We start from the raw sequence: 23,611 nt of genomic DNA, 5'->3' as shown, positions 1-23,611 counted from the left end.
GGGGGAACGGAAAAAGGGGACGGATCATGGCCGAGGACGGGTTGAACAGCTTCATGACGGGGCCTGATGAGCAGGGCCGGTTCGGCCTCTTCGGTGGGCGGTTCGTGTCCGAGACCCTGATGCCGCTGATCCTGGAACTGGAAGAGCGCTACAACTACGCCAAGACCGACCCGAGCTTCTGGGCCGAGATGGACGACCTGTGGAAGCACTATGTGGGCCGTCCCTCGCCGCTGTACTTCGCGCCGCGCCTGACGGAGCACCTCGGCGGCGCCAAGGTCTACATGAAGCGCGACGAGCTGAACCACACCGGCGCGCACAAGATCAACAACGTGCTGGGGCAGATCATCCTGGCGCGGCGGATGGGCAAGACCCGGATCATCGCGGAAACCGGCGCAGGGCAGCATGGCGTGGCGACGGCGACGGTCTGCGCGAAGTTCGGGCTGAAATGCGTGGTCTACATGGGCGCGCATGATGTCGAACGCCAGGCGCCGAACGTCTTCCGGATGAAGCTTCTGGGGGCCGAGGTGATTCCGGTGACCTCCGGTCGCGGCACGCTGAAGGATGCGATGAACGACGCGCTGCGCGATTGGGTGACCAACGTCCGCGACACCTTCTACTGCATCGGCACCGTGGCGGGCCCGCATCCCTATCCGGCGATGGTGCGCGATTTCCAGTCGATCATCGGGAAAGAGGTCCGCTGGCAGCTGGCCGAGCAGGAGGGCGAAGGCCGTCTGCCGGACGTCATCGTTGCGGCCATCGGCGGTGGGTCGAACGCGATGGGGCTGTTCTACCCGTTCCTGGATGATCCCTCGGTGCGGATCGTGGGGGTCGAGGCGGGCGGCAAGGGTGTCGATGACCGGATGGAGCATTGCGCATCCCTTACTGGCGGGCGGCCGGGTGTGCTGCATGGCAACCGGACCTACCTTCTGCAGGACGCCGACGGGCAGATCCTTGAGGGGTTCTCGATCTCGGCGGGCCTCGACTATCCGGGCATCGGGCCGGAGCATTCCTGGCTGCATGATGTGGGCCGTGCCGAATACGTCAGCATCACCGATGCCGAGGCGCTGGAGGCGTTCCAGCTGTGCTGCAAGCTGGAGGGAATCATCCCGGCGCTGGAGCCGAGCCATGCGCTGGCGCAGGTCATGAAGCTGGCGCCGACGCTGTCCAGCGACAAGATCATCGTGATGAACATGTGCGGGCGCGGCGACAAGGACATCTTCACCGTTGCCAAGCACCTGGGCGTGCAAATGAAGGTCTGACGGCCCCCACCCCCCTCTTTCCCGAAAAGCCCGCCGCCCCGTGCTGCGGGCTTTTTTCATAGGGCGATTCGACCTGGGCCACCTCCCCGGCGTGATTTCCCCGCGGAAAGGCGCGCCTGGCCCATCCAAACCCATAAACTTGGGTTTAGGCGCGCAAACCCGGGGACTATGGGCCCGGCAGTAAACCCCAGTCCAATGGTAAGGGCGGCGGAAAGGGCGCTTTCTCCTCCCATGCTCTCGACGGTGGTCATGCGGCCCCTGGACGAGCTGGACCGAAACCAGATGGAGACCACCAGATGAAGCTGAGAACGAAACTCCTGACCTACACCGCGGCGATCGCCCTGTCGGCCGGTGCAGCCTTCGCTGCGATCGATGGCAAGCAGCTGGCCGAAGACTATCGGGCCAAGGGCTTTTCCTACGTGGAAGTGAAGATCGGCCTGACCCAGACCAAGGTGGAAGCCGTCAAGGGCGATCGCAAGGTCGAGGTCATCTACGACAACGAGACCGGCGACATCATCAAGCAGGAAGAAGAAGCCGCGGATGACGACTACCGCGACCGGACCGGCATCGAGGTGAAGACCGTCAAGAAGGACTTCGAAGACGACGAGGATGAGGACGACGACGACGATCATCATGGGTCGGATCATGACGACGATGACGACGACGACGATGATGATGACGATGATGACGATGATGATGATGACGACGATGACGACAACAGCGGCAAGGGCGGGGACGACGACTGAAGGCCCCTGCAGTGACGCAAGCGAAAGCCCCGGTCTTGCCGGGGCTTTCGGCATGGAACATAGTTGTTCGACCAAGATCGGGGTGACGAAATGAAACGGCGGGCGTTTCTTTCCGGACTGGCCGCAGGGATCGCTGTGGCGACACCGGCGTTTTCAAACGAGGTTGTCGACAGCATTGTCCGGCAACTCAGGCGGCTGGGGTTCCGTGACATCGAACAGGAGCGCACCCTCTTGGGGCGCGTCCGCATCACCGGCGTCCGCGGGGACGGCAACCGCGAAATCATCGTCAACCCGAACAGTGGCGAGATCCTGCGTGACCTCTGGTCGCCGAAAAGCGGCAAGGACGGCAAGGTGGCGATCATCGATGACCGCGGCTCCAAGTCGGGCCGTGACCACGACGATGACGACGATGACGATGATGATGACGACGATGATGACGATGACGATGATGACGACGACAACAGCGGTTCGGGTGGTGGCAACAGCGGCTCGGGCGGCAGCGGCGGCGGCGATGACGACGACTGATCCCCGTATCTGCCGTCGGCCCACCAGGTGAAACGCGCTGCACCCTTCATCGCGATCTTCGTGATCCAGGCCCTTTGCGCCTTCTTCTTCGTGTCCGACATCCTGTCATCGGTTCTGGGCATCCGCAGCACACCAATCAGCTGGGAAATGCGCGAGGCGATGGAGATCGGAGCCTCGCTGGGCCTGATTCTGGGCCTGGTGTTGGGCGGTCTGATGCTGCGCCGCGCGCTGAAGGACCGTCACCGCGCCGAAGAGCAGTTGCGCCGCGCCTCGGGTGCCTTTGGCGACCTCTTGCTTGAGCGGTTCCAGGAATGGGGACTGACGCCCTCGGAAAGCGATGTGGCGCTGTTCGCGATCAAGGGCATGTCGACAGCCGAGATCGCCCAGCTGCGCTCGACCAGCGAAGGCACGGTCAAGGCGCAGACCAACGCGATCTACCGCAAGGCGGGGGTGACGGGGCGACCGCAGCTTCTGTCGCTGTTCATCGAGGACCTGATGCGCGACGACGGGTCGATCCGGCCGATGCAGGACACCGCGCCGAAGGCTGCCGTTTCAGCGAAGTGACGGCGGCGCGCCCTCGGCGCCCTGCATCCCGAACATCAGGCCGCGCCCGATCCGATGCGCCAGCGCCGACCAGGCGGCGGCGGGCTCGGGCGGGAGTTCCAGCTTCAGCACGCTGTCGAAGAGGCCGAGCCAGACGTCGAACATTCCCAGCCGGACATCCCCTGCGGCGCGGTGCACGGCCAGCGGGTTCCCGTCGTAGCTGCGTTCGTGCAGGATCGCGTTCCGCCAGAAGCGGGTGATCTTCGCCTCGTGCGCGGGCCAATCCGTGACATGGGCGGCGAAGACCGGACCCAGGCCGGGGTGTTCGCGGATGCAGGCGTAGAACGTCGTCACGACGCGGGCGATCTGGTCTTCGCCGATGTCAAAGCGGGGCGGGATCATGGGTCAGGTGTCGCGCCGCGGGGGACGGCTGTCCACCCGGTCAGTCGGTGGCGTATTGCCGCAGGATGTCCAGGGGGACGACGGCAAGCGTTGCCTGGTGCGTCGCGGCAAGGCGGACCTTGGGGGCGGCGCCTTCCTCGTGCGCCTGCAGGAACCGGGACGCGCAGAGGCACCACTGATCGCCTGCCTTCAGCCCTTTGAACCCGTATTCTGGCCGGGGGGTCGACAGGTCGTTGCCGAGGTATTTGGACAGGGCCAGGAATTCCTCGGTCATCAGGGCGCAGACGGTGTGGAGGCCGCGGTCCATGGGACCCGTGTTGCAGCAGCCGTCGCGGAAGAAGCCGGTGACCGGGTCGGTGGAGCAGGACTCCAAGGGTTCGCCGAGGACGTTGAGGGAGGGGGCTTTCATGGGGTCAGGATGGCAGGTCGGGCGGCGGCTGTCCAGAGGTGTCCACGGTGGACAGCCGCTTTCAGGCAAATGAAATCAATGGCTTGTCTGCGGGCGTTCACGAAAACTTAAGACCTGGTCAGCGGCAGTCGACCCCGTAGCCTGCGACGATGGGGAAGCTGCCATCCTCGCCGAATTCGCCCATCGTGGTGACGCCCAGGTTGCCAGCGGGCCCCGAATAGGCATAGCCGCAGAAGCCGAAGCCGGTGCCGGAACAGATGTCGACCTCCGTCACCCCACGCGCGGCGATCTCGCCGTCGAGGCCCATGCTTTCGGACCGGTCGCCGGAGAAGGGCACGGGCTGCCACCCGGCGTCGGCCAGCTCTTTCCGCGCGATGTCGATGGGCAGGTTGTAGATCAGCGGGACCTCGGCGGTGCCGTTGCAGACCGGCTCGGAGGCGGCCAGCGCGGTGACAGTGATGCCATCGGCCTGCAGCTGGATGTCGGCGATGGGCATGGGCAGGTAGTCGCCCGACCAGAGGCGCAGGCCGCCGTCGGCGAAGGGGCGGATGAAGCCGATGGGCATTTCCATTGCATCGGTGGCATAGATCAGCGCGGTCAGCCGGTCGCCCGCGAAGAACCCGACGTTGCCGTCCTGGCGCAGGCAGGTGCCGGAGGTGCCCTGCACGAAGCTGCCGACGAAGCTGACGGCGGTCAGGTCGCCGAAGGGAACCTCGGCGGTCACGGACCAGCCAAGCGCCTGCACGGCGCGTCCGGCGGCGGTTTCGGGCGGGGTGGCGAGGTGGCCGCAGAATTCGGCATCGCCGGGTCCGCCCTTGGCGGCGGGCAGACGGTCCAGCGCGACGATCTCGAGGCCCGGGATCTGCGAGGCGAGGGGCGTTTCGGCCAGGGCTGGGCTGGCGGCGAGGGTAAGGAGGAGGGCAAGGCGCATGGCAGGTCCCGGGGTCAAGGCTTGGGTGCAGGGAAGCGTCTTGGGGCGGGTTTGTCGAGTGGGGTTCGGCCGACCCTGGTGGGGGAGTCGGGGCAGGCCCCGACCTACGGGCGGTGCGGGGGGATCAGGTCGCCCGAGACAAGGGCGGTGAGGATGCGCGGCAGGGGCCAGAGGCGCGAGAGGGGGGCGAGCAGGTGGTCGCGGAGCAGCGGCAGGGCGCGGCTGTGCGACTGGTACTGCGGGGTGAAGGCGGCGGAGAGCGTCTGGTAGAGGCCCAGGTGCCAGCGGCGGGCGCGGTGGTAGGCGGGGAGTGCCTCGGCGAGAGGCTGGCGGAGGGCGAGGGCCAGCGCCTGGGCGTCGAGAAGCGCCATGTTCGCTCCCTGGCCAAGCTGCGGGCTGGCGCGGTGGGCGGCGTCGCCGATGTGGATCAGGCGATTGGTGAAGGGGCGACGCAATGTGCCGTGGCTGTAGCGGGCGGGGGTCAGCTGGGCCTTGTCGGTGATCTGGTCGAGGAAGGGGGCCATCGCGGGCCAGAAGCTGGCGACCTCGGCCTTCCAGGTGTCGAGGGGTTTTTCGGGCCAGGCCGCAAGCTCGGCGGCAGAGAGGGACCAGAAGACGGCGGCGCGGGGCGTCGGGTCGCCGGGCAGGCAGCCGATGGGCAGGATGCCCGCCATGCGCGAGGCGCGGTGATAGCGCTGGCGAAGCTCGGTGGTGGGCAGGTCGGTGGTGGGCCAGGGGACATGGGACCAGACCGCGCCGAAGGGGAGGGGCCTTGCGGTGAGGGGAGAGAGCTTCGAGGCCGCGCCCGAGGCGTCGATGATGAGGTCGAAGGGGCCGTGCTCGCCCTGGTCGGTGGTCAGGTGGATGGCGGTTGGCGTCTCGGCGGTGAAGAGCGCGGTGTGGCCCGTGAGGGGGGTGACGCCCTGTGCGGTGGCGGCCTGCCAGAGGCTGTGGAACAGGGCCGCGCGGTGCATGGCGAGGCCGGGCTGGTGGGCGCGGTAGGCGACATCAAGGGCGATGCGGCGGCCGGAATGTCCGAGCATACGGGTAAGCGGGGCGCCGAGGCCGCGCGCCTCATCCCCGGCGCCGAGGGCGTCGAGGACGGCAAGGCCGACGGGCTGGACGACGAGGCCGGAGCCTATGGGTTTCGGCGCGGGGAAGCGTTCAAACAGGCTGATGTCGTGGCCGTCGCGGGCGAGAAGGGCGGCGGCGGCGAGGCCGCCGATCCCGGCCCCGGCGATGGCGATCTTGTGTGTCATGGGCGCATGGGTGGCAGGGGATTCGAACGCTGGCAAGAGTGCGGGCGGTCGCGGGCGGTTTTCGAAAGGAGCGCTGGCGCGCGAAGACTCCTTGTCTCGTCGTCGGGACTTGTGCCCTCCTCCTCGGCGGATGGGGGTTTCACCCCCAAGCCCCCAGAGTATTTGTGGAATGGGCAAGTGCAGGGGCCGGGCCGGGCTGGACCGTTCCCGGGGCATTGTCTATAAGGCCGCCCATGCAGATGTGGTGGGTCGTTCCTTCGCGAATTACCGGCCCGGCGGGCTGAGGCCCGGCCGGGTTTGTCGTCTTGCCGCTGGCCCTTGTCGGGCCGACCTGCCCCTGATCCTTTGAGGTTCCCCTCCCATGTGCGCCGATACCGCCGCCCCCCCGTCTGACACGCCCGACTATCGCGATACCGTTTTCCTGCCCGAGACCGCCTTCCCGATGCGGGCAGGCCTGCCCCAACGCGAGCCGGAGTGGCTTGCGCGGTGGGAGCGGATCGGGGTCTATGACCGGCTGCGGTCGTCTGCCGCGGGGCGCGCGCCCTTCGTGCTGCACGATGGCCCTCCTTACGCGAACGGGCACCTGCACATCGGCCACGCGCTGAACAAGGTGTTGAAGGACATGGTGGTGCGGTCGCAGCAGATGATGGGCCGCGATGCCCGTTATGTGCCAGGCTGGGACTGTCATGGCCTGCCCATCGAGTGGAAGATCGAGGAGCAGTACCGCGCCAAGGGTCTGAACAAGGACGACGTGGACACGGTTGTCTTCCGGCAGGAGTGCCGGAAGTTTGCCGAGGGCTGGATCGACGTCCAGCGCGAGGAGTTCAAGCGGCTGGGGGTCACGGGGGCCTGGGACCGGCCCTACCTGACAATGGACTACCATGCCGAGGCGGTGATCGCGGACGAGTTCATGAAGTTTCTCATGAACGGGACGCTGTACCAGGGGTCGAAGCCGGTGATGTGGTCTCCGGTCGAGAAGACCGCCTTGGCCGAGGCGGAGGTGGAGTATCACGACCATACGAGCCATCAGGTTTGGGTGCGGTTTGCTGTTTACGGACTGAAACCTGGAGTTGGTGCGAAGGAAGTTGCGGCCGCATTGGGAGTGTCCGAACGCGAACTTCAGCCGGGCGGGCCGACTTCGCAACTTCTCGGTGCTAGTGTTGTAATCTGGACGACAACGCCATGGACGATCCCTCAGAACCGGGCTGTCGCCTATAACCCTGCCATCACATACTCCATCTTCGAAGTTGAGAAGGTTGCAGAGAGTAGTGCCGCGAGGCCAGGCGAACGGGTGGTCGTCGCCGAGGCGCTCGCGGGGGCGGTGTTCGCGGCCGCAAAAGTGGAAGGGTTCAAGAAGCTTCGCGATGTTTCCGCGGCTGAGTTTGAGCTGATCGAGCTGTGGCATCCGTTCCGCAATCACCCCGAGGGCATCGGCGAGTGGGACTATGACGTCCCGATGCTCCCCGGGGACCATGTCACCGATGATGCGGGCACGGGCTTCGTGCATACGGCCCCATCCCACGGCGATGACGACTATCAACTGGGCGTGAAGTTCGGGCTGCCGATGACCTACAACGTCGAGGCGGATGGGTCGTATCGGGCCAATCTGCCGCTGTTCGGTGGGCAGCACATCATCACTCCGGACGGCAAGGAGGGGCCGGCGAACGTGTCGGTCATCAAGCAGCTGGCCTATGCGGGGGCGCTGTTTGCCAAGGCGAAGCTGAAGCATTCCTATCCGCATTCCTGGCGGTCGAAGGCGCCGGTCATCTACCGGAATACTCCGCAGTGGTTCGTGGCGATCGACCGGGCGCTGGACGACGGGATGTCGACCTATGGCGAGACGATCCGGAAGCGGGCGCTGAATTCGATCAATCAGCTGGTGGAGTGGACGCCCTCCACCGGCCGCAACCGGCTGCACTCGATGATCGAGGCGCGGCCGGACTGGGTGCTGTCGCGCCAGCGCGCCTGGGGTGTGCCGCTGACCTGTTTCGTGAAGAAGGGGGCGTTGCCGACGGACGCGGACTTCCTGCTGAAGAACGCCGAGGTGAACGCGCGGATCAAGGCGGCGTTTGAGGCCGAGGGTGCCGATGTTTGGTATGTGCAAGGATTCAAGGAGCGCGTGCTGGAAGGCATCGTTCCCGCGCAGGATTATGAACAGGTCTATGACGTGCTGGACGTCTGGTTCGACTCAGGGTCCACGCATGCCTTCGTGCTGCGCGACCGGGAGGATGGGTCGGCGGACGGTCTGGCGGACCTTTACCTGGAAGGCACCGACCAGCATCGCGGGTGGTTCCATTCCTCGATGCTGCAGGCCTGCGGCACCAAGGGGCGGGCTCCGTACCGGGGGGTGCTGACCCACGGGTTCACGCTGGACGAGAAGGGCATGAAGATGTCCAAATCGCTCGGCAACACCGTGGCCCCGCAGGAGGTGATCGGCGAATACGGCGCGGATATCCTGCGGCTTTGGGTGGCGCAGTCGGACTACACGGTGGACCTGCGGATCGGGAAAGAGATCCTGAAAGGGGTCGCCGACAGCTATCGTCGGCTGCGGAACACGATGCGGTACATGCTGGGAGCCTTGGCGGGGTTCAGCGAGGCTGAGCGGGTCGACGTGGCCCAGATGCCGGAGCTGGAGCGCTGGGTCTTGCACCGGCTGGCGGAGCTTGATGCCGAGGTGCGCGAGGGCTATGCGAAGTACGACTTCCAGGGCGTGTTCCAGAAGCTCTTCACCTTCTGCACGTCCGATCTGTCGGCGGTCTATTTCGACATCCGCAAGGACTCGCTTTATTGCGACGCGCCGACCAGCCTGACCCGGCGGTCCTGCCGGACGGTGATGGACATCCTGTTCCACCGGCTGACCACCTGGCTGGCACCGGTCCTCGTGTTCACCATGGAGGAGGTCTGGCTGGAGCGGTTCCCGGGCGAGGAATCCTCGGTGCATCTGGTGGACTTCCCAGAGACACCCGCAAGCTGGCGCGATGAGGCGCTGGCCGCGAAGTGGGAAACCATCCGCGACGTCCGGCGCGTGGTGACGGGGGCGCTGGAGGTGCAGCGGACGGCGAAGGTGATCGGGTCGAGCCTGGAGGCCGCGCCGACGGTCTTCGTCTCGCCGCAGATGATGTCCCTGCTGGAGACGGTGCCGTTTGAGGAGGTCTGCATCACCTCTTGCGTCTGGCTGTCGACGAAGCCGGTGCCGGAGGGCGTCTTCGCGCTGGCCGATGTGCCGGGCGTGGCGGTGGAGTTCGAACCCGCCAAGGGCCAGAAGTGCGAGCGCTGCTGGAAGGTCCTGCCTGACGTCGGCACGCACAAGCACCCGGGCACCTGCCAGCGCTGCAACGACGCGTTGGGCTGACAGCGCACGGCTGAAACTTTTCGGCGGAAAGCGTGGTATCCTTCCCGCAAAGGGGAGGTTGCCATGATCTACACAAGTCCCTATCCGCCGATCAGCCTGAGCGGCGAGAGCATCACCGAACGGGTCCTGCGGGGTCTGGCCGGGGACCCGAACCGGGTGGCGATGATCGACGGGCCCACGGGGCGCGAGGTCACGGCGGGGGCGCTGGAGGCGGGCATCCGGCGGCTGGCGGGGTGCCTCAAGGCGCGCGGGATGGGCAAGGGCGACGTGGTCGCGATCCTGGCCCCGAACCTGCCGGAATATGCGGTGGTCTTCCATGGCGTGGCCTATGCAGGGGCGACGATCACCACGATCAACCCGACCTATACCGCCCCCGAGGTAGCGCATCAGCTGAAGGACTCGGGCGCGCGCCTGCTGGTCACCATACCCGCCTTTCTGGAGACGGCGCGCGCCGCAGCCGAAGGTATCGAGGTCGCGGTGATCGGCGAGGCGGAGGGCGCAATGCCTCTGGCCGCGCTGATGGGCGAGCCGTTGGCGGCGCAGGTGCCGGTCGACGATGCGGTGGACGTGGCGGTGCTGCCCTATTCGAGCGGGACGACTGGCTTGCCGAAAGGGGTGCGGCTGACGCACCGGAACCTGGTGGCCAATGTCGAGCAGTGCCAGGTCTGCTTCCAGGTGCAGACGGGCGAGAAGGTGGTGGCCTTCCTGCCCTTCTTCCACATCTACGGCCAGACCGTGCTGATGAACGTCTATCTCGCCACCAGCGGAACGGTCATCACCCTGCCGCGCTTTGACCTGGAGCAGTTCCTGCGGCTTTGCGTCCAGCATGCGACGCCGACGATGTTCATCGCTCCGCCCGTGGCGGTGGCCCTGGCCAAGCATCCGCTGGTGGACCAGTTCGACCTGTCGCCGGTGAAGCGGCTGGTCTCAGGTGCCGCCCCGCTGAGCGCCGAGCTGGCCGAGGCGGTGACGAGGCGGACCGGGGTGCAGGCGCGGCAGGGCTACGGGATGACAGAGATGAGTCCCGTCAGTCATTCGGTGCCCTTTGGCAGATCGGTGCCGGGGGCGATCGGGGTGGCGGTGGCCTCGACCGAATTCCGCGTCGTCGATCCGGTGACGGGGCAGGATGTGGCGGCAGGGGCGGAGGGTGAGCTTTGGGTGCGCGGGCCGCAGGTGATGCCGGGCTACCACAACCGTCCCGAGGCGACGGCGGCGACGCTGACGGAGGATGGATGGCTGAAGACCGGGGACCTGGCGCAGGTGGATGCACAGGGCCATGTCTACATCCGTGACCGGCTGAAGGAACTGATCAAGGTCAAGGGCTTCCAGGTCGCCCCGGCCGAAGTTGAGGCGGCTTTGCTGACCTCGCCCATGGTCAAGGACGCGGCAGTGCGGGGCGTGCCGGACGACGAGGCGGGCGAGGTCCCGGTGGCTTTCGTCGTGCCCGCCGAGGGGGCGGAGGAGGCGGCGATCCGGGCGCATCTGGCGGGGCAGTTGGCGCACTACAAGCTGCCGAAGCGGATCAGCTTCATCGAGGCGGTGCCGAAGTCGGCCTCGGGCAAGATCCTGCGGCGGATGCTGCCGGTGTGAGGGCTCGTCGAAGCCCTTCGGGCACTCCTCGCGGGTCGACCGACGAGAGACTGGAAGGATCGAGGAGGCGTTGGCTGGGAAAAACTTCGCCGAGGGTGGGGTGCCCCCGGCGAAGAGTCAGGCCGACCTCACGGGGAGACCGCGGGGTGTCGGCGTCGAATGCAGGCGGGTGGTCTTGACCAGCGCGTCGAAGAACTGCTCGCTGCTGCGCAGCGCGCGGAGGTCTTCGCGGGTCAGGCCGATGTCCTTCAGAAGATGGTCGTCTTCGCGTTCCAGCAGGAACGCGGTCGACCGGCGCAGCTGCAGATGGGCGAAGAGGCGGGCGAACATCTTTCAATCTCCTATGCTTGAGACCCGAAGATAGGGGCGGGTTTGACATTTCACAAACGAATAGGTTTGATAGGTGACATGAGCCTGACTCATGGGTGGGTGATGCAGCCGCTGGACAGTGACCTTATGCGGAGTTTCCTGGCGGTGGCCGACAGCGGGTCGGTCACGGCGGCGGCGGGGCGGCTCTTTCGGACGCAGTCGGCGGTCAGCCTGCAGGTCAAGCGGCTGGAGGAGAGCCTTGGGCAGCCCCTTTTCGAAAGGCAGGCCCGTGGGGTGGTGCTGACCCCGCGCGGCGAGCAGCTGGTGCCTTATGCGCGGCGGGTGGTGGCGCTTCTGGACGAGGCGGCGGTGGCCCTGCGGGAGAAGCCCCTCGTCGGGCCAGTGCGGGTGGGGATTTCGGACGAGTACTCGGGCACGGTCCTGCCGCGCGCCTTGGCGGCGTTTGATGAGCGGCATGAGGGGGTGCAGGTCTCAGTCCGGGTTGACCATTCCAGTGCCCAGATCAAGGCGCTGGAGGCGGATGAGATCGACCTCGCGGTGATTTACGACTGGCAATACGTGCAGGAGGGCGAGGTGTTGTGCATCGACCCGACGGTCTGGGTGACATCGGTCACTCATGCCCAGCACCTGCGGCGTCCGGTGCCGGTGGCGTTGTATTTCCAGTCGGAGTGGAGCCGGGACTATGTGGAGCTGTCGTTGAACCGCCTCGGGATCGACTGGCGCGCGGCCTGGGCCTGCGACATGGCCGGGGGGTTCCGCGTGGCGGTGACGAACGGGATGGCAATCGCGCCCCTGTCGCGCAGCACGATCCCGGCGGGGTGTCGGGAACTGACCACGGAGGACGGCTATCCCATCGTCGATAACGCTCGGGTGGTCCTGCGGCGCAACCCGCGCGGGACGTCCCAGGCCGTGGAGGGGATGGCTGAGGTGCTGCGGGCGGCCTTTGCCCCCTTGCGGGACGGCGCGCGGTGATCCGGGCGGGGATCACGGGGCCGTTCGGGCCGGTGACGCTGGTGGAGCGGGACAGGGTTCTGGTGGGGGTGGAGTGGCGGCTGCCCGAGGTTGCGGGGGACAGCCCCTTGCTGCGGGAAGGCCTGGCGCAGTTGCAGGCCTATTTCGACGGGCGGCTTGTGCGGTTCGACCTGGCGCTCGACTGGGGCACGGGGCTGAACGAGGCCGTGCGCCGGGCGATGGCCGCGATTCCTTACGGCGAGACGCGGACCTATGGCGACATCGCCAGGGCGGTGGGCGCTCCGGCCCAGGCGGTGGGGCAGGCCTGCGGGGCGAACCCGCTGCCGATCCTGATCCCCTGCCACCGGGTGACCGGGACCGGTTGGTTCGGCGGGTTCTCGGCGCCCGGCGGGGTGGAGACGAAGGCCGCGCTCTTGCGGCATGAGGGGGCGCTCCTCTTGTAAACCTGACTTGTCCGTCCGTCGGGCCGAGCAGAAAGTGCCGGCCAGTCGCAACAAGAAGGGACAGAAAATGACCAACCTGACGGAAAAGGCCCCGCTGGGGCGGATGCTGGCGATCTTTCTTGGCCTCTTGATCCTGGCCAACATCGTGCTGGCGGGAGTGGGCTATGCCTTCCCCGACCTGCCGATCCCATCCTCGATGGGCATTGTCCTGGCCATGGTGGCGGCGATGTCGGCGGGGCAGTCCGGCGCCAAGGCCGTGGGCCGGAAGCTGGTCTTTGCCGAGAAGGCAGTCTTCGCCCTGCTGGCGACGGTCCTGTCGGCAGCACTGGGCATCGCGGTGCTGTGGGGCATCTTTGCCTGGTTCGGCGTGCCTTTCACCCAGGAAAATCTCATCCTGGGGATGACGGGCGATACGGCTCCTGCAGCCGAGATCATCAGCATCATGGCCTGGGTCATTCCCGTCGTGCTGGTGATCTATGTGCTGATCACCTACTTCGGCGCGGCAATGGGCGCGCGCAACCAGATCAAGCTGCAGGAAAAGCTGGCCGCGAAGGGCCGGTAGTCTGACCCTATCGAAATCAGGCGGCTGGACCTATCTGGCCGCTTGTGCTGCGACTTACCGCGGCATACGCCTGCAGGTAACAGTTTCACGACAGGTCCGCCTTGACCCTTGGCGTCTTCCTGGCCGTCCTTGGAGCGGCCTTCCTCCATGCGCTGTGGAATGCGCTGATCAAGCTTGGCACCTCGAAGGTTGGCGGGATGGTGATCCTGTCGATCGTCGAGGTCCCGATCGGCCTTGCGGTCGTACTGCTGACGCCCGCCATCGACCCCGCCGCAATCCCCTGGGTGATCGCTGCAGGCTGCACGCATTTCGCCTACAAGTTCTTCCTGACCTATGCCTATGACCGGGGCGACCTGAGCCGGGTCTATCCCATCGCCCGGGGGGCCGCGCCGATGATCGTCGCGCTGTTCGGTGCGGCGTTTCTGGCCGATGCGGTGACGCAGCAGGAATACATCGGCATCGCGGTCCTTGCCGCCGGGATCCTCTTGATGGCGCGGGGGGTCTTCACCAGCGGCGAGGACCGGAAGCTTTTGCCCTTTGCACTCGGGTCCGCCTGCGCCACGGCGACCTATACGCTGATCGACGGGATGGGCGCGCGGATTTCCGGTTCTCCGGCGGCCTATGTCGCCTGGGTCTTCGTCGCGGACGGGGTGTTCTTCACGGTCGGCATGCTGGCCCTGCGCGGCTGGGACGTGATCCCGCGGAACTGGCATGCCTGGCGGATGGGTTCCATCGCCTCGGCCGCGAGCTATGGGGCCTATGCCGTGTCGATCTGGGCAATGACGATGGCGCCGATAGCGGTGGTGGCCGCGCTGCGCGAGACCTCGATCCTGTTTGCCGTGCTGATCGGATGGCTGGCCTTTGGCGAGCGGATGACGGGGGAGAAGGCGGTGGCGGCGCTGGTGATCGTGGCCGGGGTGATGCTGACGCGGCTTTGAGGCGCGGGCTCGTCGTGCGAATTCGGCTTCTCCTCGCAAGGTCAGCGAGGAGTGACGAACTCATCGACGAGCGGCCCGTTCACCGCACCCGGCGGATGCCTTCCGGGATGATCTGCTGCACGATCCCGGCCAGAAGCAGGTAAAGCGAGGTCAGCACCAGAAGCCACTTCGCGATTGGGCCTTCGTTGAAATCCCACCAGGCGGCCCAGGCGGCAAGGATGACCCAGGCGACGCAGACAGTCAGCGAGATTTCGTACCAGCGGCTGGTGCGCACCGGGTGGATGAACTTGAGGTTGGTGAACATCGCCACGGTCAGGAAGATGACGACGAGAAGGATCATCATCTCGCCCGGTTTTGTCGCAAACAGGACCAGCACCACCATGTTCCAGCAGGCCGGAAAGCCCGCGAAACTCTTGTCCTTGGTCTTCATCCGCGTGTCGGCGAAGTAGATCACCGAGCCGTAGCAGATGACGATGATCGCCAGCCACCCGGTCCAGCCGGGCAGAAGGCCGGACTGGAAGAGGGCAAAGGCCGGGATGAAGACGTAAGTGAGGTAGTCGACGATCAGGTCCATCAGGACCCCGTCATAGGTCGGCCAGTTCTTGTGCACCTCGAACCGGCGTGCGAGCGGCCCGTCGATTCCGTCGACGATCAGCGCCACGACCAGCCAGAGGAACATCAGGCTCCATTCGCCCTTTACCGCGGCCAGCATCGCGAACATCGCCAGCACCGCGCCGGTGGCGGTGAGGAGGTGGACGGACAGGGCCTTCATGCGCGGGTTCATGGGCAGTTGATCGCCGATTATCGGAATGGGTGCAACAGAAAGGGGCGCCTTGCGAGCGGGTTCACGGGTCAGGCGCGGGGATGTGCCTGTTCGTAGACCTCCATCAGCCGGGTGGCGTCGACGGCGGTGTAGGCCTGGGTGGTGGACAGCGAGGCGTGGCCGAGCAGCTCCTGGATGGCGCGGAGATCGCCGCCCGCCGACAGTAGGTGCGTGGCAAAGCTGTGCCGCAGCGCGTGCGGCGTGGCGGTGGCGGGCAGGCCGAGCCGCAGGCGGGCACGTTCCATCGCGGCCTGGATCAGGCGCGGGTTCACCGGGCCGCCGCGTGCGCCGCGGAAAAGGGGCGCGACTGGCGAAAGATCATGCGGGCAAAGCGTGACATAGTCGTTAACGGCGCGCGCGGCGGCCGGGATCACTGGGACGGGCCGCGTCTTGCCGCCCTTGCCGGTGATCCGCAGCGTGGGCGGCAGGGGGTGGTCGGCGCCGGTCAGGGACAGCGCCTCGCTGATCCGGAGGCCGAGACCGTAAAGGAGCGTGGCGATGGCGGTGTCGCGAGCGGCGATCCAGTCTTCGCGGGCGTCTGCGCCGATTTCGGTCAGGATTTCCGTGGCTCCGTCTTCGCTGAGCGGGCGGGGCAGCTTGCGGCGGAACTTCGGGCTGCGGGTGGACAGGGTGGTTGTGGCGTCAGCCCCGGTGCGGTCGGCGGCCCAGGCGGTGAAGCTCTTGACCGCGGAAAGTGCGCGCGCGAGGGACCGGGCCGACAGACCGCGCCCGCGTTCCTCGGCCATCCAGGCGCGCAGGTCGGAGGGGCTTGCCCCGGTGACCTGCGCCAAGCCGCCCGCCCCGCCGTGGTGAGCGATCAGGAACTTCAGATAGCGCGATACGTCGCGGCGGTAGGCGTCGATGGTGTTTTGTGCTGCCCCGTCAAGGGCTTGCAAGTGCTGCAGCCATTGCGTCAGCGCGGCCCCGAGCGCTGGGGGCAGGAAGGGGTCGGTCAGCCCAGCCACCGGCGCATCGCCCGTTCGAAGACCCCGGCGAAGAAGGCCAGGAGGTCGGTGCCATGGGTCGACTTGAACTGGTTCGGGTCCGCGGAGGCGAAGACCAGCATGCCGGGCAGCCGACCGGGGCCGAGGTCCAGTTTCATCAGCGCTTCGGACTGGATGCGGTCGGCATTTTCGCCATAGAAATCAAGCGCCAACCCGGTCACCGAGCGCAGCACCACCGCGCGGCCGGGGCCGTTGCGGCCGTTGGTGAGGTAGGTCCCGACAAAGCCGCGCGGGGCGATCTGGAGGACTTCGCCGAGGCGGGCGAGGGTCGGGTCGGGTTCGGCGTCGTCCTGCAGGGTTTCGAGCACCAGGCGGACGTGATCGACCCGCAGGGTCTGGGCGACCTGGTCGGTCAGGTTGGCCATGAAGGCCTCGAAATTCGTGGGCTCCAAGAGCTGCAGCACGGCCCGGTGGACCTGGTTCGTCCCGGCCAGGTTCTCGTAAGCCGCTGCAATCACTGACCTATGTGTGTCCTCTAGCCGGTCGAGACGGCTTTCCAGCCGCTGCATCGCGATGCCGCGCAGGTCGACGATATTCTCGCCAAGCGCGCGGTCGGTGGCGGCGACGAGGGCGTTCATCACGTCGCGGTCGTCGAGAAGGCGCTCCGGCTCGGCAAGGATACGGTCGCGGAGGTCGGGTTCGATCATGCTCGGGCCGGTTCTTGAAGGATTTCCGCAGACTATAGGCGAAAGTTCAGACGGATGGCGACAGGATTTCGATGGGCCGGGCGGTGGATGGGGCAGGGATGCAACAGTGGGTCTACAGGTGGTATACGCCGCGTATTCATCCCATGCATACGCGCGTATGCCTCGTCTGTCGTTAACCTTTGGGCGCGAAGGTGGGGCCGCAAAGGACTCCGCCCATGCCTGACCTGAAGAAACAGACCCCCCGCCAGCGCGCGCAGATGACCTACATGATGGACGTCATGCGGCGTCTGGAATGGGACCTGCACAACACCATCGAACTGACCGGCCGCATCCCGGAGGCTTGGCACGAGATCGCCACGGCCACGCCCCGGTCGGTGAAGAAGCGGGTCTGCATCGCGCTGGAGGCGGATGTGCTGAAGTTCTTCAAGTCGATGGGCGAGGGCTATGGGCCGCGGATCAACGACGTGTTGCGCAGCTACATGCACGCGCGGCTGGCCGGGGTGATCCGCGGGGCCGAGACGCTGGCGCACTACCGGGAGCGGGAGGAGGCCTGGTCGGGCGAGAAGCCTGCCTTTGGGGATGTGGCGCGGGCGATGGGCGGGGAGTGGGAGGACGTGGGGCCGGGGGTGGTGCAGGCGGACCGGGTGGTGGTGCAGGAGGCCGCGCAGAAGGCGGTAGCGGAGGGGGCGGAGCGGGTGTTCGGCGGGCCGTTGGTGCGGTGAGGGCTTCTCTGAAACGTGCTGTTTCCAGCACAGACTTGAGGCGGTATGATGGAAGCATGAAATCAATCAATATGGGAAACGAACCTTGAGAAAGTCGGAAGTTCGTGGAGCGTTCCCTTCACTCTTAGAGGCATGGATAGTTGAGACCAACCAGGATCGAGACCAACTTGGCGACTTAAGGTTCGGCACATTCTATTCTTGGCTTCGTGATCGCTATCCACACTACACACGATTTCGGTCAACTATGGGTGCCGATGAAGACCTAGAACTTTGGTTTGATGAAGAGACTGGCCAGCTTTGGAGACGATGAAACCGACGACGTTGTTGCTTTATTTTTTCTTGGGCTTCTGATCGGTTGGCAGTCTCTCAAAAAGTGCTACCTGAACGTCGCCTGTAGCATCCGTTTGCATCAGTACGGCAAACACAATTTCCTCATCAATCTTCACCCAGTGACTGCTGAGTAGCTTAGTCAGTTTTGACAGCCAGTCACCTATTTCTTTGAACAATCGATCATGGTCGTTCAAGAGAGTTCTATCTCTTGATGCGTGCAAGTATTTCCCGCACACACGGTCATAGAGTACGCCAAATTCTTCCTTGGTAAGGGCTCCATCTACCTCAACCATAACCCATGCGTCCTCGACCTTTTCACTGCTTCGTGACAAAGCCTTCGGAAAGAATTCAGGGTTCACTCGACCTAGAAACTTCATGATCGTCGTGGCGTTCCATGCGTTCTGAACCAATTTATTCTGCAGCTCGATTCCTCTGTGATAATGAGCAGTAATCGATGCAAGCATTACTAACTCAAGGCACTTTCTAAGCTGCAAAAGGCAGAGTTCGATATCACTCTCGCGATAGCCCGTTAAAGATGAAGCGTTCGCGTGTTTTTCGAGCGCGCGAGAAATGACGTTTACGCGTTCCTTGATTTCCTGCATAAAGCTGGAATAGACCTCCAGTGCTCTCTCAGGTGACTTCGTCATATTGAAGCATCCTTTCGCCAATAACGTGCAAACTGGTTCTAGGGAGTCACTTTTCGCATTCATGGTTTGGGTCACAGCTGCGCGCATTGATATACTGGAGCAGACCGGGCCGCCACTCTTCTAATAGGAACGCAGATGGCAGCGTGTCGGCAGTTGGGCGCTCTAGGGCACCAGACCATGATCTCGGCTAGGCACCCAATATTCGGCAGCGCCCCTTGGCCCGGAATCAAGGCGCTTGCGCCGCCGGGCCGCGCCCTCCCTCCCCCCGGGAGGGCGCTTTGGACGTGTCACGCGCAGAACTGCGGTGCGAGGGGTGGTGCCATAAAGTGCTCCGCTCGGGCGTTGGTGCGCCCGCCCGAGGGAGGGCGCGGCCCTCGGGTTCGGCGGGGGAGTCGGGCTGAAGCCCGACCTACGGGGTGTGCAGTGGTTTGTGGTGGTGCCCCCCCACCCCCATCCCCTCCCCACGGAGGGGGAGGGGAGGTGCGGGGTGGTTGGGGGGCGGTGTGGTGCGCCATTAATGCGCACCCTACGTGCGGGGTTACAGGATCTTCTGACCCGTCTTCGCCCAGTCGGCGGTGAACTGGTCGAGGCCCTTGTCGGTCAGCACGTGGCTCGCCAGCGCCTTGATGACGGCCGGGGGGGCGGTGACGACGTCGGCTCCGATCAGGGCGCAGTCCTTGACGTGGTTGGCGCTGCGGATCGAGGCCGCAAGGATCTGGGTCTTGAAGTCGTAGTTGTCATAGATCGTGCGGATGTCGCCGATCAGGTCCAGCCCGTCGAGGTTGATGTCGTCCAGGCGCCCGATGAAGGGCGAGATGAAGGTGGCCCCGGCCTTGGCGGCGATCAGCGCCTGGTTGGCCGAGAAGCAGAGGGTGACGTTGACCATGAAGCCCTCGTCCGACAGGGTCTTGCAGGTCTTGAGGCCGTCCCAGGTCAGCGGGACTTTGACGGCGATATTGGGGGCGATGGCGGCCAGCTTGCGGCCCTCGGCGATCATGTCGTCGGCTTTCAGCGCCACGACTTCGGCGGAAACGGGGCCTTTGACGAAGGAGCAGATTTCCTTGGTGACTTCCAGGATGTTGCGGCCGGATTTCAGGATCAGCGACGGGTTGGTGGTGACGCCGTCGACCATGCCGAGGTCATGGAGCTCGCGGATGGCGTCGACGTCGGCGGTGTCGATGAAGAATTTCATTTGGGCCTCGTAGGGTTTTCGCGCGGGGGGCGGTTGCGGCGGGTGCCGCGCGGGGGTTGAATGCTCTCGGGGCGCGGTTTAGCCCAAATGGCGGATGAGCGAAAGGTTTCAGGTGGCGGACCGGGTCTATCAGGCGGGCGATCTGGTTGGCGTGCTGACGACGGAGCCTTTGGGCCGCGTGCTGGACTACCGCGCGCCGGAAGGGGGCTGCGGGGACGGGGATTTCGTCGAGGTGCCCTTGGGGCCGCGGCGGGTGATGGGGGTGGTCTGGGGGCCTGCGGTCGGCGGGTGGGACCCGGCGAAGGTGCGCCCCGTGAACCGGGTGCTGGATGCGCGGCCGATGCGGGCGGAGTTGCGGAGTTTCCTCGCGCGGGCGGCAGAGTACACGCTGACGCCTCTCCCATCGATGCTGCGGCTGGCGACTAGGGCCCCGGGCCTGGGGGAGCCGGCGTCGATGCGGCGGGTGTATCGGCTTAGCGGCGTTGTGCCCAATCAGTTAACCGAGGCGCGGCATCGGGTGGTGGAGGCGCTGCGGGAGTTCCGGGGGGCTCCGGTGACGCTGGGCGAGCTGGTGGAGGCGGCGGCCTGTGGCAGTTCGGTGGTGAAGGGGCTGGTGAAGCTGGGGGTGGTGGCGGAGGAGGATGCGCCTCGGGATACGCCCTATCCGCGCTTGAAGGCCGATGTGGGGATGCGGCTGGAGGGGGAGCAGGTTGCGGCGGGGGATGCGCTGGTGGCCGATGTGGCGGCGGGTGCCTATGCGGCGACGCTCTTGAAGGGGGTGACGGGGTCGGGGAAGACCGAGGTTTATCTGGAGGCGGTGGCGGAGTGTCTTAGGGCCGGGCGGCAGGCGCTTGTGCTGCTGCCGGAGATCGCGCTGACGGCGGAGTTTCTGACGCGGGTGGAGGCGCGGTTTGGGGCGAAGCCGGCGGAGTGGCATTCGGGCGTGACGATGACGGAACGGCGGCGGCTGTGGCGGATGGTGTCCGAAGGCGGGGCGGAGCTGGTGGTGGGGGCGCGGTCGGCGCTGTTTCTGCCGTTCCAGGACCTCGGCCTGATCGTCGTCGATGAGGAGCATGACACGTCCTACAAGCAGGAGGATGGCGTTCTGTACAACGCGCGGGACATGGCGGTCTTGCGGGCGGCGATCTGTGGGTGCCCGGTGGTGCTGGCCTCGGCCACGCCGTCGCTGGAGACCTGGGCTAATGTCGAGGCGGGGAAGTATCGGCGGCTGGACCTCGGGAGCCGCTTCGGCGCGGCGGAGATGCCGGAGATGCGGGCGATCGACATGCGGGCCGAGAAGCTGCCGGGGGATCGGTGGATTTCGGAGACCCTCGCGGCCAAGGTCTCGGCGGTGGTCCAGCGGGGGGAGCAGGCGCTGTTGTTCCTGAACCGGCGGGGGTTTGCGCCGGTGACGCTCTGCCGGGCCTGCGGGCATCAGGTGGGCTGCGACCAGTGCGACGCGCGGATGGTGGAGCACCGGTTCCAGAAGCGGCTGGTCTGCCACCAGTGCGGGGCGACGAAGCCGGTTCCGGTGGCTTGTCCGGCCTGCGGGGTGGAGGGCCGGATGGCCGCCGTGGGGCCGGGGGTGGAGCGGCTGGCCGAGGAGGTGGCGGCGCGGTTCCCGGAGGCTCGGGTGGCGGTGCTGTCATCGGATCTGTTCGGCTCGGCCCGCGCGCTGAAGGAAAAGATCGCCGAGATTTCCGGGGGCGGCGCGGACATCATCATCGGGACGCAGATCGTGGCGAAGGGGCACAACTTTCCCTTGCTGACGCTTGTGGGCGTGATCGACGCGGACCTCGGGCTGCAGGGGTCGGACCTGCGGGCGGCGGAGCGGACCTTCCAGCTGATGCGCCAGGTCGCGGGCCGGGCGGGGCGGACGGCGGAGCGGAAGGGCGAGGCCTGGCTGCAGACCCACCAGCCGGAGCATCCGGTGATCCGCGCGATCCTAGGCGGGGACGAGGAGGCGTTCTGGCGGGCCGAGGCGGCGGAGCGGAGGGCCTCGGGCGTGCCGCCCTATGGGCGGATGGCGGGGATCATCCTGTCGTCGCCCGATGTGGCGGAGGTGTTCGATTTCGGCGGGGAGTTGGCGCGGCGGTGTGAGCCGTTGAAGCGGATCGGGGCAGAGGTCTGGGGGCCTGCTCCGGCCCCGATTGCCCGGGTCAGGGGGCGGCATAGGGTGCGGCTGCTGGTGAAGGCAGAGAAGGGTGCGCCGCTGCAGGCGGCTTTGGCAGAGTGGCTGGCGGGGTTCAAACTGCCGAGGGATTTGAGGCTCGCGGTGGATATTGATCCGCAGAGTTTTTTGTGAGGGGGCAGGGAGTAAGCACTCACAGAACGCTCTCGTTGGTTGACACTCAAGTATCGAAACAGGAAAGTTAATCGAAGACGATTTTGGAGGAAGTAAATGCAGCTCTTGGCAGTAAAGAATGTTTACGGCGATGAAGACGACTGCTTGAACTCGGACTTCGTACGACTTCTTGACAACCCTCCAAGTGGTTTCCTGATCCTCGATGGAAATGCAGGTCTCGGAGCGGATTGGCCAGCAGCGATTTGGAAAAGCACTCAGGCATTAACAATTGCCTTGGCGGTATTCTCTGCGCCAGCGACGATCAAGGAGAATTGGCCTATCTGGAAGGAGATATACGATCAAGCGGTTGCTCTCATGCTTGAGTTCCATGAGGAATTCCGTATTGACCGGGATACTGCCCAAATGATTGCAATGAATCATGCGGTTGCCGAAATAGGGATGAAGCCGGAACATCTTAATGTTCATATGGCAGTACGCCACTATCGACAGAGCGGGTGCTCTTATCAGGACTTGTTGGTAGACGACAGAGTCGACATGCAGTGGCCTAATGATGCCGAATTTGGCTCGGATGGGTTCTCTCAAGGTGTTCGAAGCAATGAGGAGGCATCTAAGCAGGCCATTTGCCGCTACATATTCGGAATTAATGACTTGGAAAAGTGCTGGACTATAGTCATCGAGCAGAATGGCACAGTGTCACTATCAGTCGAGTTGTAGGCGTTCACGTTGCAATCCCACACAGGGCAACGCCTGACCGTCGGGTGGGCGCTGCCACGGTGGTTCTGGGCGGTTTATGGTTCAATTCCTCCCACCGAGGTTCTGCAGGCTGACGGTGCAGAAGCGCCCGCCCGAGGGGGCGGTCGGGCGCTGCCCGGGTCTCTGGTCGCGACTAGTCCGGGCGAAGTGTAGGGTGGGCTACAGCGCACCATCCGTCGGTGCGCTGTAGCGCACCCTACGCTTGAACTGGCGGGGCGCGGGGGCGGGGGGCCGGGCGTTAGGTGTTGTCCGGCGGCGGGGAGACGAAGACGTGGTCGCGGCCCATGGCGTCGGTGATCACGACCTCGGCCATCGGGGGGACGGAGCCTTCGGCTCCCAAAGCCTCGGTCAGGCCGGTGAAAAGCTGGCGGAGGAGGTTCGGGTTCTCGATCACCCGGACGGAATAGCCGAAGCCGGGGCCGCAGGTCTCCAGCCGGCCCTCGGGGGCGGTGGACCAGTTGGCGCGGCAGACCGTGCCATCGGCCAGCGTCAGGGTCAGGACCTCGGAGGACAGGCGGGCGGCCTGGGGCACCGGGGCGGGTTGCAGGGTGGTGCAGCCTGCAAGTGCAGCCAGGGCGATGATCCAGCGCATCTAGTCCTCTCCTTCGTCCGGGCCCGCGTCCCGCCTGGCATTGCGCCACCGGTAGATCAGCTCGGTCTCTACCGCCTTGAACACCAGGTAGGCGGCAAGTGCCAGTCCGGCTTTCGCGCCGATCTCCAGAAGTTGCATGAACCCGCCTTCGCGCAAGCCCATGATCCCGTAACGCGAGAGGAACCCGTAGTTGGCCATCGCGAGGTTGATGAGGCCGAACGACATCCACGCGGTCACCGTTGCCGCAAGGGCCAGGAGGGCGAGGAGCGCCGCCCAGTGGTAGGTGGACAACATCAGCCAGCGGCGCATCCGGTCCTCTCTTTGTCCTGCCGTGG

At 65.7% G+C, this 23,611-nt stretch carries 25 protein-coding genes; 13 read left to right on the top strand and 12 right to left on the bottom strand.

Annotated elements, in window-relative coordinates; all coding sequences use genetic code 11:
* Window positions 1-26: 26 nt before the first annotated feature.
* From trpB to AC2EAL_RS00735, 4 genes are all read left to right on the top strand, one after another.
* The gene (trpB, locus tag AC2EAL_RS00750; RefSeq protein WP_484722263.1) at window positions 27-1,259 is read left to right on the top strand and encodes a tryptophan synthase subunit beta; all 1,233 of its coding nucleotides are present in this window, start codon (window positions 27-29) and stop codon (window positions 1,257-1,259) included.
* 296 nt (window positions 1,260-1,555) lie between these two features.
* Complete coding sequence (locus AC2EAL_RS00745) at window positions 1,556-2,005, top strand: PepSY domain-containing protein (RefSeq protein WP_484722262.1); 450 nt, start codon at window positions 1,556-1,558, stop codon at window positions 2,003-2,005.
* 90 nt (window positions 2,006-2,095) lie between these two features.
* Complete coding sequence (locus tag AC2EAL_RS00740; protein WP_484722261.1) at window positions 2,096-2,530, top strand: hypothetical protein; 435 nt, start codon at window positions 2,096-2,098, stop codon at window positions 2,528-2,530.
* Window positions 2,531-2,557: 27 nt separating this feature from the next.
* A complete protein-coding gene (locus AC2EAL_RS00735; protein WP_484722260.1) occupies window positions 2,558-3,094 on the top strand; it encodes a helix-turn-helix transcriptional regulator in 537 nt (178 codons plus the stop codon).
* Here the strand turns inward: AC2EAL_RS00735 and AC2EAL_RS00730 are convergent.
* The 4 genes from AC2EAL_RS00730 to AC2EAL_RS00715 all read right to left on the bottom strand — a co-directional run bounded on the left by AC2EAL_RS00730 (window position 3,083) and on the right by AC2EAL_RS00715 (window position 6,074).
* Window positions 3,083-3,475 carry a group III truncated hemoglobin gene (locus tag AC2EAL_RS00730; RefSeq protein ID WP_484722259.1) on the bottom strand — a complete coding sequence of 131 codons (393 nt, stop codon included), beginning with the start codon at window positions 3,473-3,475 and terminating at the stop codon, window positions 3,083-3,085. The genes AC2EAL_RS00735 and AC2EAL_RS00730 overlap by 12 nt on opposite strands.
* Before the next feature lie 40 nt (window positions 3,476-3,515).
* Window positions 3,516-3,884, bottom strand: a complete 369-nt coding sequence (locus AC2EAL_RS00725) for a DUF2237 family protein (protein ID WP_484722258.1) — start codon at window positions 3,882-3,884, stop codon at window positions 3,516-3,518.
* Window positions 3,885-4,002: 118 nt separating this feature from the next.
* On the bottom strand, window positions 4,003-4,815 hold the full coding sequence (locus tag AC2EAL_RS00720) for a hypothetical protein (RefSeq protein WP_484722257.1): 813 nt from the start codon (window positions 4,813-4,815) through the stop codon (window positions 4,003-4,005).
* Between the two features lie 104 nt (window positions 4,816-4,919).
* A complete protein-coding gene (locus AC2EAL_RS00715; RefSeq protein ID WP_484722256.1) occupies window positions 4,920-6,074 on the bottom strand; it encodes an FAD-dependent oxidoreductase in 1,155 nt (384 codons plus the stop codon).
* 361 nt (window positions 6,075-6,435) lie between these two features.
* Between AC2EAL_RS00715 and ileS the strand changes: the two genes are divergently transcribed.
* Together ileS and AC2EAL_RS00705 are read left to right on the top strand one after the other, a co-directional pair.
* Complete coding sequence (ileS, locus tag AC2EAL_RS00710) at window positions 6,436-9,426, top strand: isoleucine--tRNA ligase (RefSeq protein ID WP_484722255.1); 2,991 nt, start codon at window positions 6,436-6,438, stop codon at window positions 9,424-9,426.
* A 63-nt stretch (window positions 9,427-9,489) separates the two neighbouring features.
* Window positions 9,490-11,016, top strand: a complete 1,527-nt coding sequence (locus AC2EAL_RS00705) for an AMP-binding protein (RefSeq protein WP_484722254.1) — start codon at window positions 9,490-9,492, stop codon at window positions 11,014-11,016.
* A gap of 117 nt (window positions 11,017-11,133) precedes the next feature.
* Here the strand turns inward: AC2EAL_RS00705 and AC2EAL_RS00700 are convergent, their stop codons facing one another.
* On the bottom strand, window positions 11,134-11,346 hold the full coding sequence (locus AC2EAL_RS00700; RefSeq protein WP_484722253.1) for a DUF1127 domain-containing protein: 213 nt from the start codon (window positions 11,344-11,346) through the stop codon (window positions 11,134-11,136).
* 78 nt (window positions 11,347-11,424) lie between these two features.
* Here AC2EAL_RS00700 and AC2EAL_RS00695 point away from each other — a divergent pair, with 78 nt between their 5' ends.
* The 4 genes from AC2EAL_RS00695 (at window position 11,425) to AC2EAL_RS00680 (ending at window position 14,261) form a co-directional block, all read left to right on the top strand.
* Entirely contained in the window at window positions 11,425-12,318 is an 894-nt protein-coding gene (locus AC2EAL_RS00695) for a LysR family transcriptional regulator (protein ID WP_484722252.1), read from the top strand.
* Window positions 12,318-12,761 (top strand): methylated-DNA--[protein]-cysteine S-methyltransferase, encoded by a 444-nt coding sequence (locus AC2EAL_RS00690; RefSeq protein WP_484723377.1) that lies wholly within the window; start codon window positions 12,318-12,320, stop codon window positions 12,759-12,761. The genes AC2EAL_RS00695 and AC2EAL_RS00690 overlap by 1 nt, the downstream gene beginning before the upstream one ends.
* 67 nt (window positions 12,762-12,828) lie before the next feature.
* Window positions 12,829-13,323 (top strand): ABZJ_00895 family protein, encoded by a 495-nt coding sequence (locus tag AC2EAL_RS00685; RefSeq protein WP_484722251.1) that lies wholly within the window; start codon window positions 12,829-12,831, stop codon window positions 13,321-13,323.
* Window positions 13,324-13,424: 101 nt separating this feature from the next.
* The gene (locus AC2EAL_RS00680) at window positions 13,425-14,261 is read left to right on the top strand and encodes an EamA family transporter (RefSeq protein ID WP_484722250.1); all 837 of its coding nucleotides are present in this window, start codon (window positions 13,425-13,427) and stop codon (window positions 14,259-14,261) included.
* 79 nt (window positions 14,262-14,340) lie between these two features.
* On the opposite strand, the gene AC2EAL_RS00675 is transcribed toward AC2EAL_RS00680, so the two are convergent.
* The 3 genes from AC2EAL_RS00675 to AC2EAL_RS00665 form a co-directional block, all read right to left on the bottom strand.
* Window positions 14,341-15,045, bottom strand: coding sequence for a CDP-alcohol phosphatidyltransferase family protein (locus tag AC2EAL_RS00675; protein ID WP_484722249.1), 705 nt, complete (start codon window positions 15,043-15,045; stop codon window positions 14,341-14,343).
* A gap of 68 nt (window positions 15,046-15,113) precedes the next feature.
* Complete coding sequence (locus AC2EAL_RS00670; RefSeq protein WP_484722248.1) at window positions 15,114-16,049, bottom strand: tyrosine recombinase XerC; 936 nt, start codon at window positions 16,047-16,049, stop codon at window positions 15,114-15,116.
* Window positions 16,037-16,735 carry a DUF484 family protein gene (locus tag AC2EAL_RS00665; RefSeq protein WP_484722247.1) on the bottom strand — a complete coding sequence of 233 codons (699 nt, stop codon included), beginning with the start codon at window positions 16,733-16,735 and terminating at the stop codon, window positions 16,037-16,039. The genes AC2EAL_RS00670 and AC2EAL_RS00665 overlap by 13 nt, the downstream gene beginning before the upstream one ends.
* Before the next feature lie 215 nt (window positions 16,736-16,950).
* Here AC2EAL_RS00665 and AC2EAL_RS00660 point away from each other — a divergent pair, with 215 nt between their 5' ends.
* Window positions 16,951-17,457 carry a BrnA antitoxin family protein gene (locus tag AC2EAL_RS00660; RefSeq protein WP_484722246.1) on the top strand — a complete coding sequence of 169 codons (507 nt, stop codon included), beginning with the start codon at window positions 16,951-16,953 and terminating at the stop codon, window positions 17,455-17,457.
* Between the two features lie 329 nt (window positions 17,458-17,786).
* Here the strand turns inward: AC2EAL_RS00660 and AC2EAL_RS00655 are convergent, their stop codons facing one another.
* Together AC2EAL_RS00655 and fsa are read right to left on the bottom strand one after the other, a co-directional pair.
* Window positions 17,787-18,434 (bottom strand): hypothetical protein, encoded by a 648-nt coding sequence (locus AC2EAL_RS00655; RefSeq protein ID WP_484722245.1) that lies wholly within the window; start codon window positions 18,432-18,434, stop codon window positions 17,787-17,789.
* Between the two features lie 538 nt (window positions 18,435-18,972).
* Entirely contained in the window at window positions 18,973-19,626 is a 654-nt protein-coding gene (fsa, locus tag AC2EAL_RS00650) for a fructose-6-phosphate aldolase (RefSeq protein WP_484722244.1), read from the bottom strand.
* 94 nt (window positions 19,627-19,720) lie between these two features.
* Here fsa and AC2EAL_RS00645 point away from each other — a divergent pair, with 94 nt between their 5' ends.
* Both AC2EAL_RS00645 and AC2EAL_RS00640 read left to right on the top strand, forming a co-directional pair.
* Complete coding sequence (locus AC2EAL_RS00645; RefSeq protein ID WP_484722243.1) at window positions 19,721-21,931, top strand: primosomal protein N'; 2,211 nt, start codon at window positions 19,721-19,723, stop codon at window positions 21,929-21,931.
* A gap of 96 nt (window positions 21,932-22,027) precedes the next feature.
* Window positions 22,028-22,645 (top strand): hypothetical protein, encoded by a 618-nt coding sequence (locus AC2EAL_RS00640; protein WP_484722242.1) that lies wholly within the window; start codon window positions 22,028-22,030, stop codon window positions 22,643-22,645.
* A 277-nt stretch (window positions 22,646-22,922) separates the two neighbouring features.
* Here the strand turns inward: AC2EAL_RS00640 and AC2EAL_RS00635 are convergent, their stop codons facing one another.
* Window positions 22,923-23,276 (bottom strand): hypothetical protein, encoded by a 354-nt coding sequence (locus AC2EAL_RS00635; protein ID WP_484722241.1) that lies wholly within the window; start codon window positions 23,274-23,276, stop codon window positions 22,923-22,925.
* The gene (locus AC2EAL_RS00630; protein ID WP_484722240.1) at window positions 23,277-23,585 is read right to left on the bottom strand and encodes a hypothetical protein; all 309 of its coding nucleotides are present in this window, start codon (window positions 23,583-23,585) and stop codon (window positions 23,277-23,279) included.
* Window positions 23,586-23,611 lie beyond the last annotated feature (26 nt).

The sequence above is a fragment of the Tabrizicola sp. T74 genome, assembly GCF_057219935.1.
This window is presented reverse-complemented; position numbering and strand designations above follow the sequence as displayed.

What these genes read in the sequence shown, in the direction of transcription:
- trpB (WP_484722263.1), top strand. Translation starts at nt 27, where the DNA reads ATGGCCGAGGACGGGTTGAACAGCTTCATGACGGGGCCTGATGAGCAG.
- AC2EAL_RS00745 (WP_484722262.1), top strand. Translation starts at nt 1,556, where the DNA reads ATGAAGCTGAGAACGAAACTCCTGACCTACACCGCGGCGATCGCCCTG.
- AC2EAL_RS00740 (WP_484722261.1), top strand. Translation starts at nt 2,096, where the DNA reads ATGAAACGGCGGGCGTTTCTTTCCGGACTGGCCGCAGGGATCGCTGTG.
- AC2EAL_RS00730 (WP_484722259.1), bottom strand. Translation starts at nt 3,475, where the DNA reads ATGATCCCGCCCCGCTTTGACATCGGCGAAGACCAGATCGCCCGCGTC.
- AC2EAL_RS00725 (WP_484722258.1), bottom strand. Translation starts at nt 3,884, where the DNA reads ATGAAAGCCCCCTCCCTCAACGTCCTCGGCGAACCCTTGGAGTCCTGC.
- AC2EAL_RS00720 (WP_484722257.1), bottom strand. Translation starts at nt 4,815, where the DNA reads ATGCGCCTTGCCCTCCTCCTTACCCTCGCCGCCAGCCCAGCCCTGGCC.
- AC2EAL_RS00715 (WP_484722256.1), bottom strand. Translation starts at nt 6,074, where the DNA reads ATGACACACAAGATCGCCATCGCCGGGGCCGGGATCGGCGGCCTCGCC.
- ileS (WP_484722255.1), top strand. Translation starts at nt 6,436, where the DNA reads ATGTGCGCCGATACCGCCGCCCCCCCGTCTGACACGCCCGACTATCGC.
- AC2EAL_RS00705 (WP_484722254.1), top strand. Translation starts at nt 9,490, where the DNA reads ATGATCTACACAAGTCCCTATCCGCCGATCAGCCTGAGCGGCGAGAGC.
- AC2EAL_RS00700 (WP_484722253.1), bottom strand. Translation starts at nt 11,346, where the DNA reads ATGTTCGCCCGCCTCTTCGCCCATCTGCAGCTGCGCCGGTCGACCGCG.
- AC2EAL_RS00695 (WP_484722252.1), top strand. Translation starts at nt 11,425, where the DNA reads ATGAGCCTGACTCATGGGTGGGTGATGCAGCCGCTGGACAGTGACCTT.
- AC2EAL_RS00685 (WP_484722251.1), top strand. Translation starts at nt 12,829, where the DNA reads ATGACCAACCTGACGGAAAAGGCCCCGCTGGGGCGGATGCTGGCGATC.
- AC2EAL_RS00675 (WP_484722249.1), bottom strand. Translation starts at nt 15,045, where the DNA reads ATGAACCCGCGCATGAAGGCCCTGTCCGTCCACCTCCTCACCGCCACC.
- AC2EAL_RS00665 (WP_484722247.1), bottom strand. Translation starts at nt 16,735, where the DNA reads ATGATCGAACCCGACCTCCGCGACCGTATCCTTGCCGAGCCGGAGCGC.
- AC2EAL_RS00660 (WP_484722246.1), top strand. Translation starts at nt 16,951, where the DNA reads ATGCCTGACCTGAAGAAACAGACCCCCCGCCAGCGCGCGCAGATGACC.
- AC2EAL_RS00655 (WP_484722245.1), bottom strand. Translation starts at nt 18,434, where the DNA reads ATGACGAAGTCACCTGAGAGAGCACTGGAGGTCTATTCCAGCTTTATG.
- fsa (WP_484722244.1), bottom strand. Translation starts at nt 19,626, where the DNA reads ATGAAATTCTTCATCGACACCGCCGACGTCGACGCCATCCGCGAGCTC.
- AC2EAL_RS00645 (WP_484722243.1), top strand. Translation starts at nt 19,721, where the DNA reads ATGAGCGAAAGGTTTCAGGTGGCGGACCGGGTCTATCAGGCGGGCGAT.
- AC2EAL_RS00640 (WP_484722242.1), top strand. Translation starts at nt 22,028, where the DNA reads ATGCAGCTCTTGGCAGTAAAGAATGTTTACGGCGATGAAGACGACTGC.
- AC2EAL_RS00635 (WP_484722241.1), bottom strand. Translation starts at nt 23,276, where the DNA reads ATGCGCTGGATCATCGCCCTGGCTGCACTTGCAGGCTGCACCACCCTG.
- AC2EAL_RS00630 (WP_484722240.1), bottom strand. Translation starts at nt 23,585, where the DNA reads ATGCGCCGCTGGCTGATGTTGTCCACCTACCACTGGGCGGCGCTCCTC.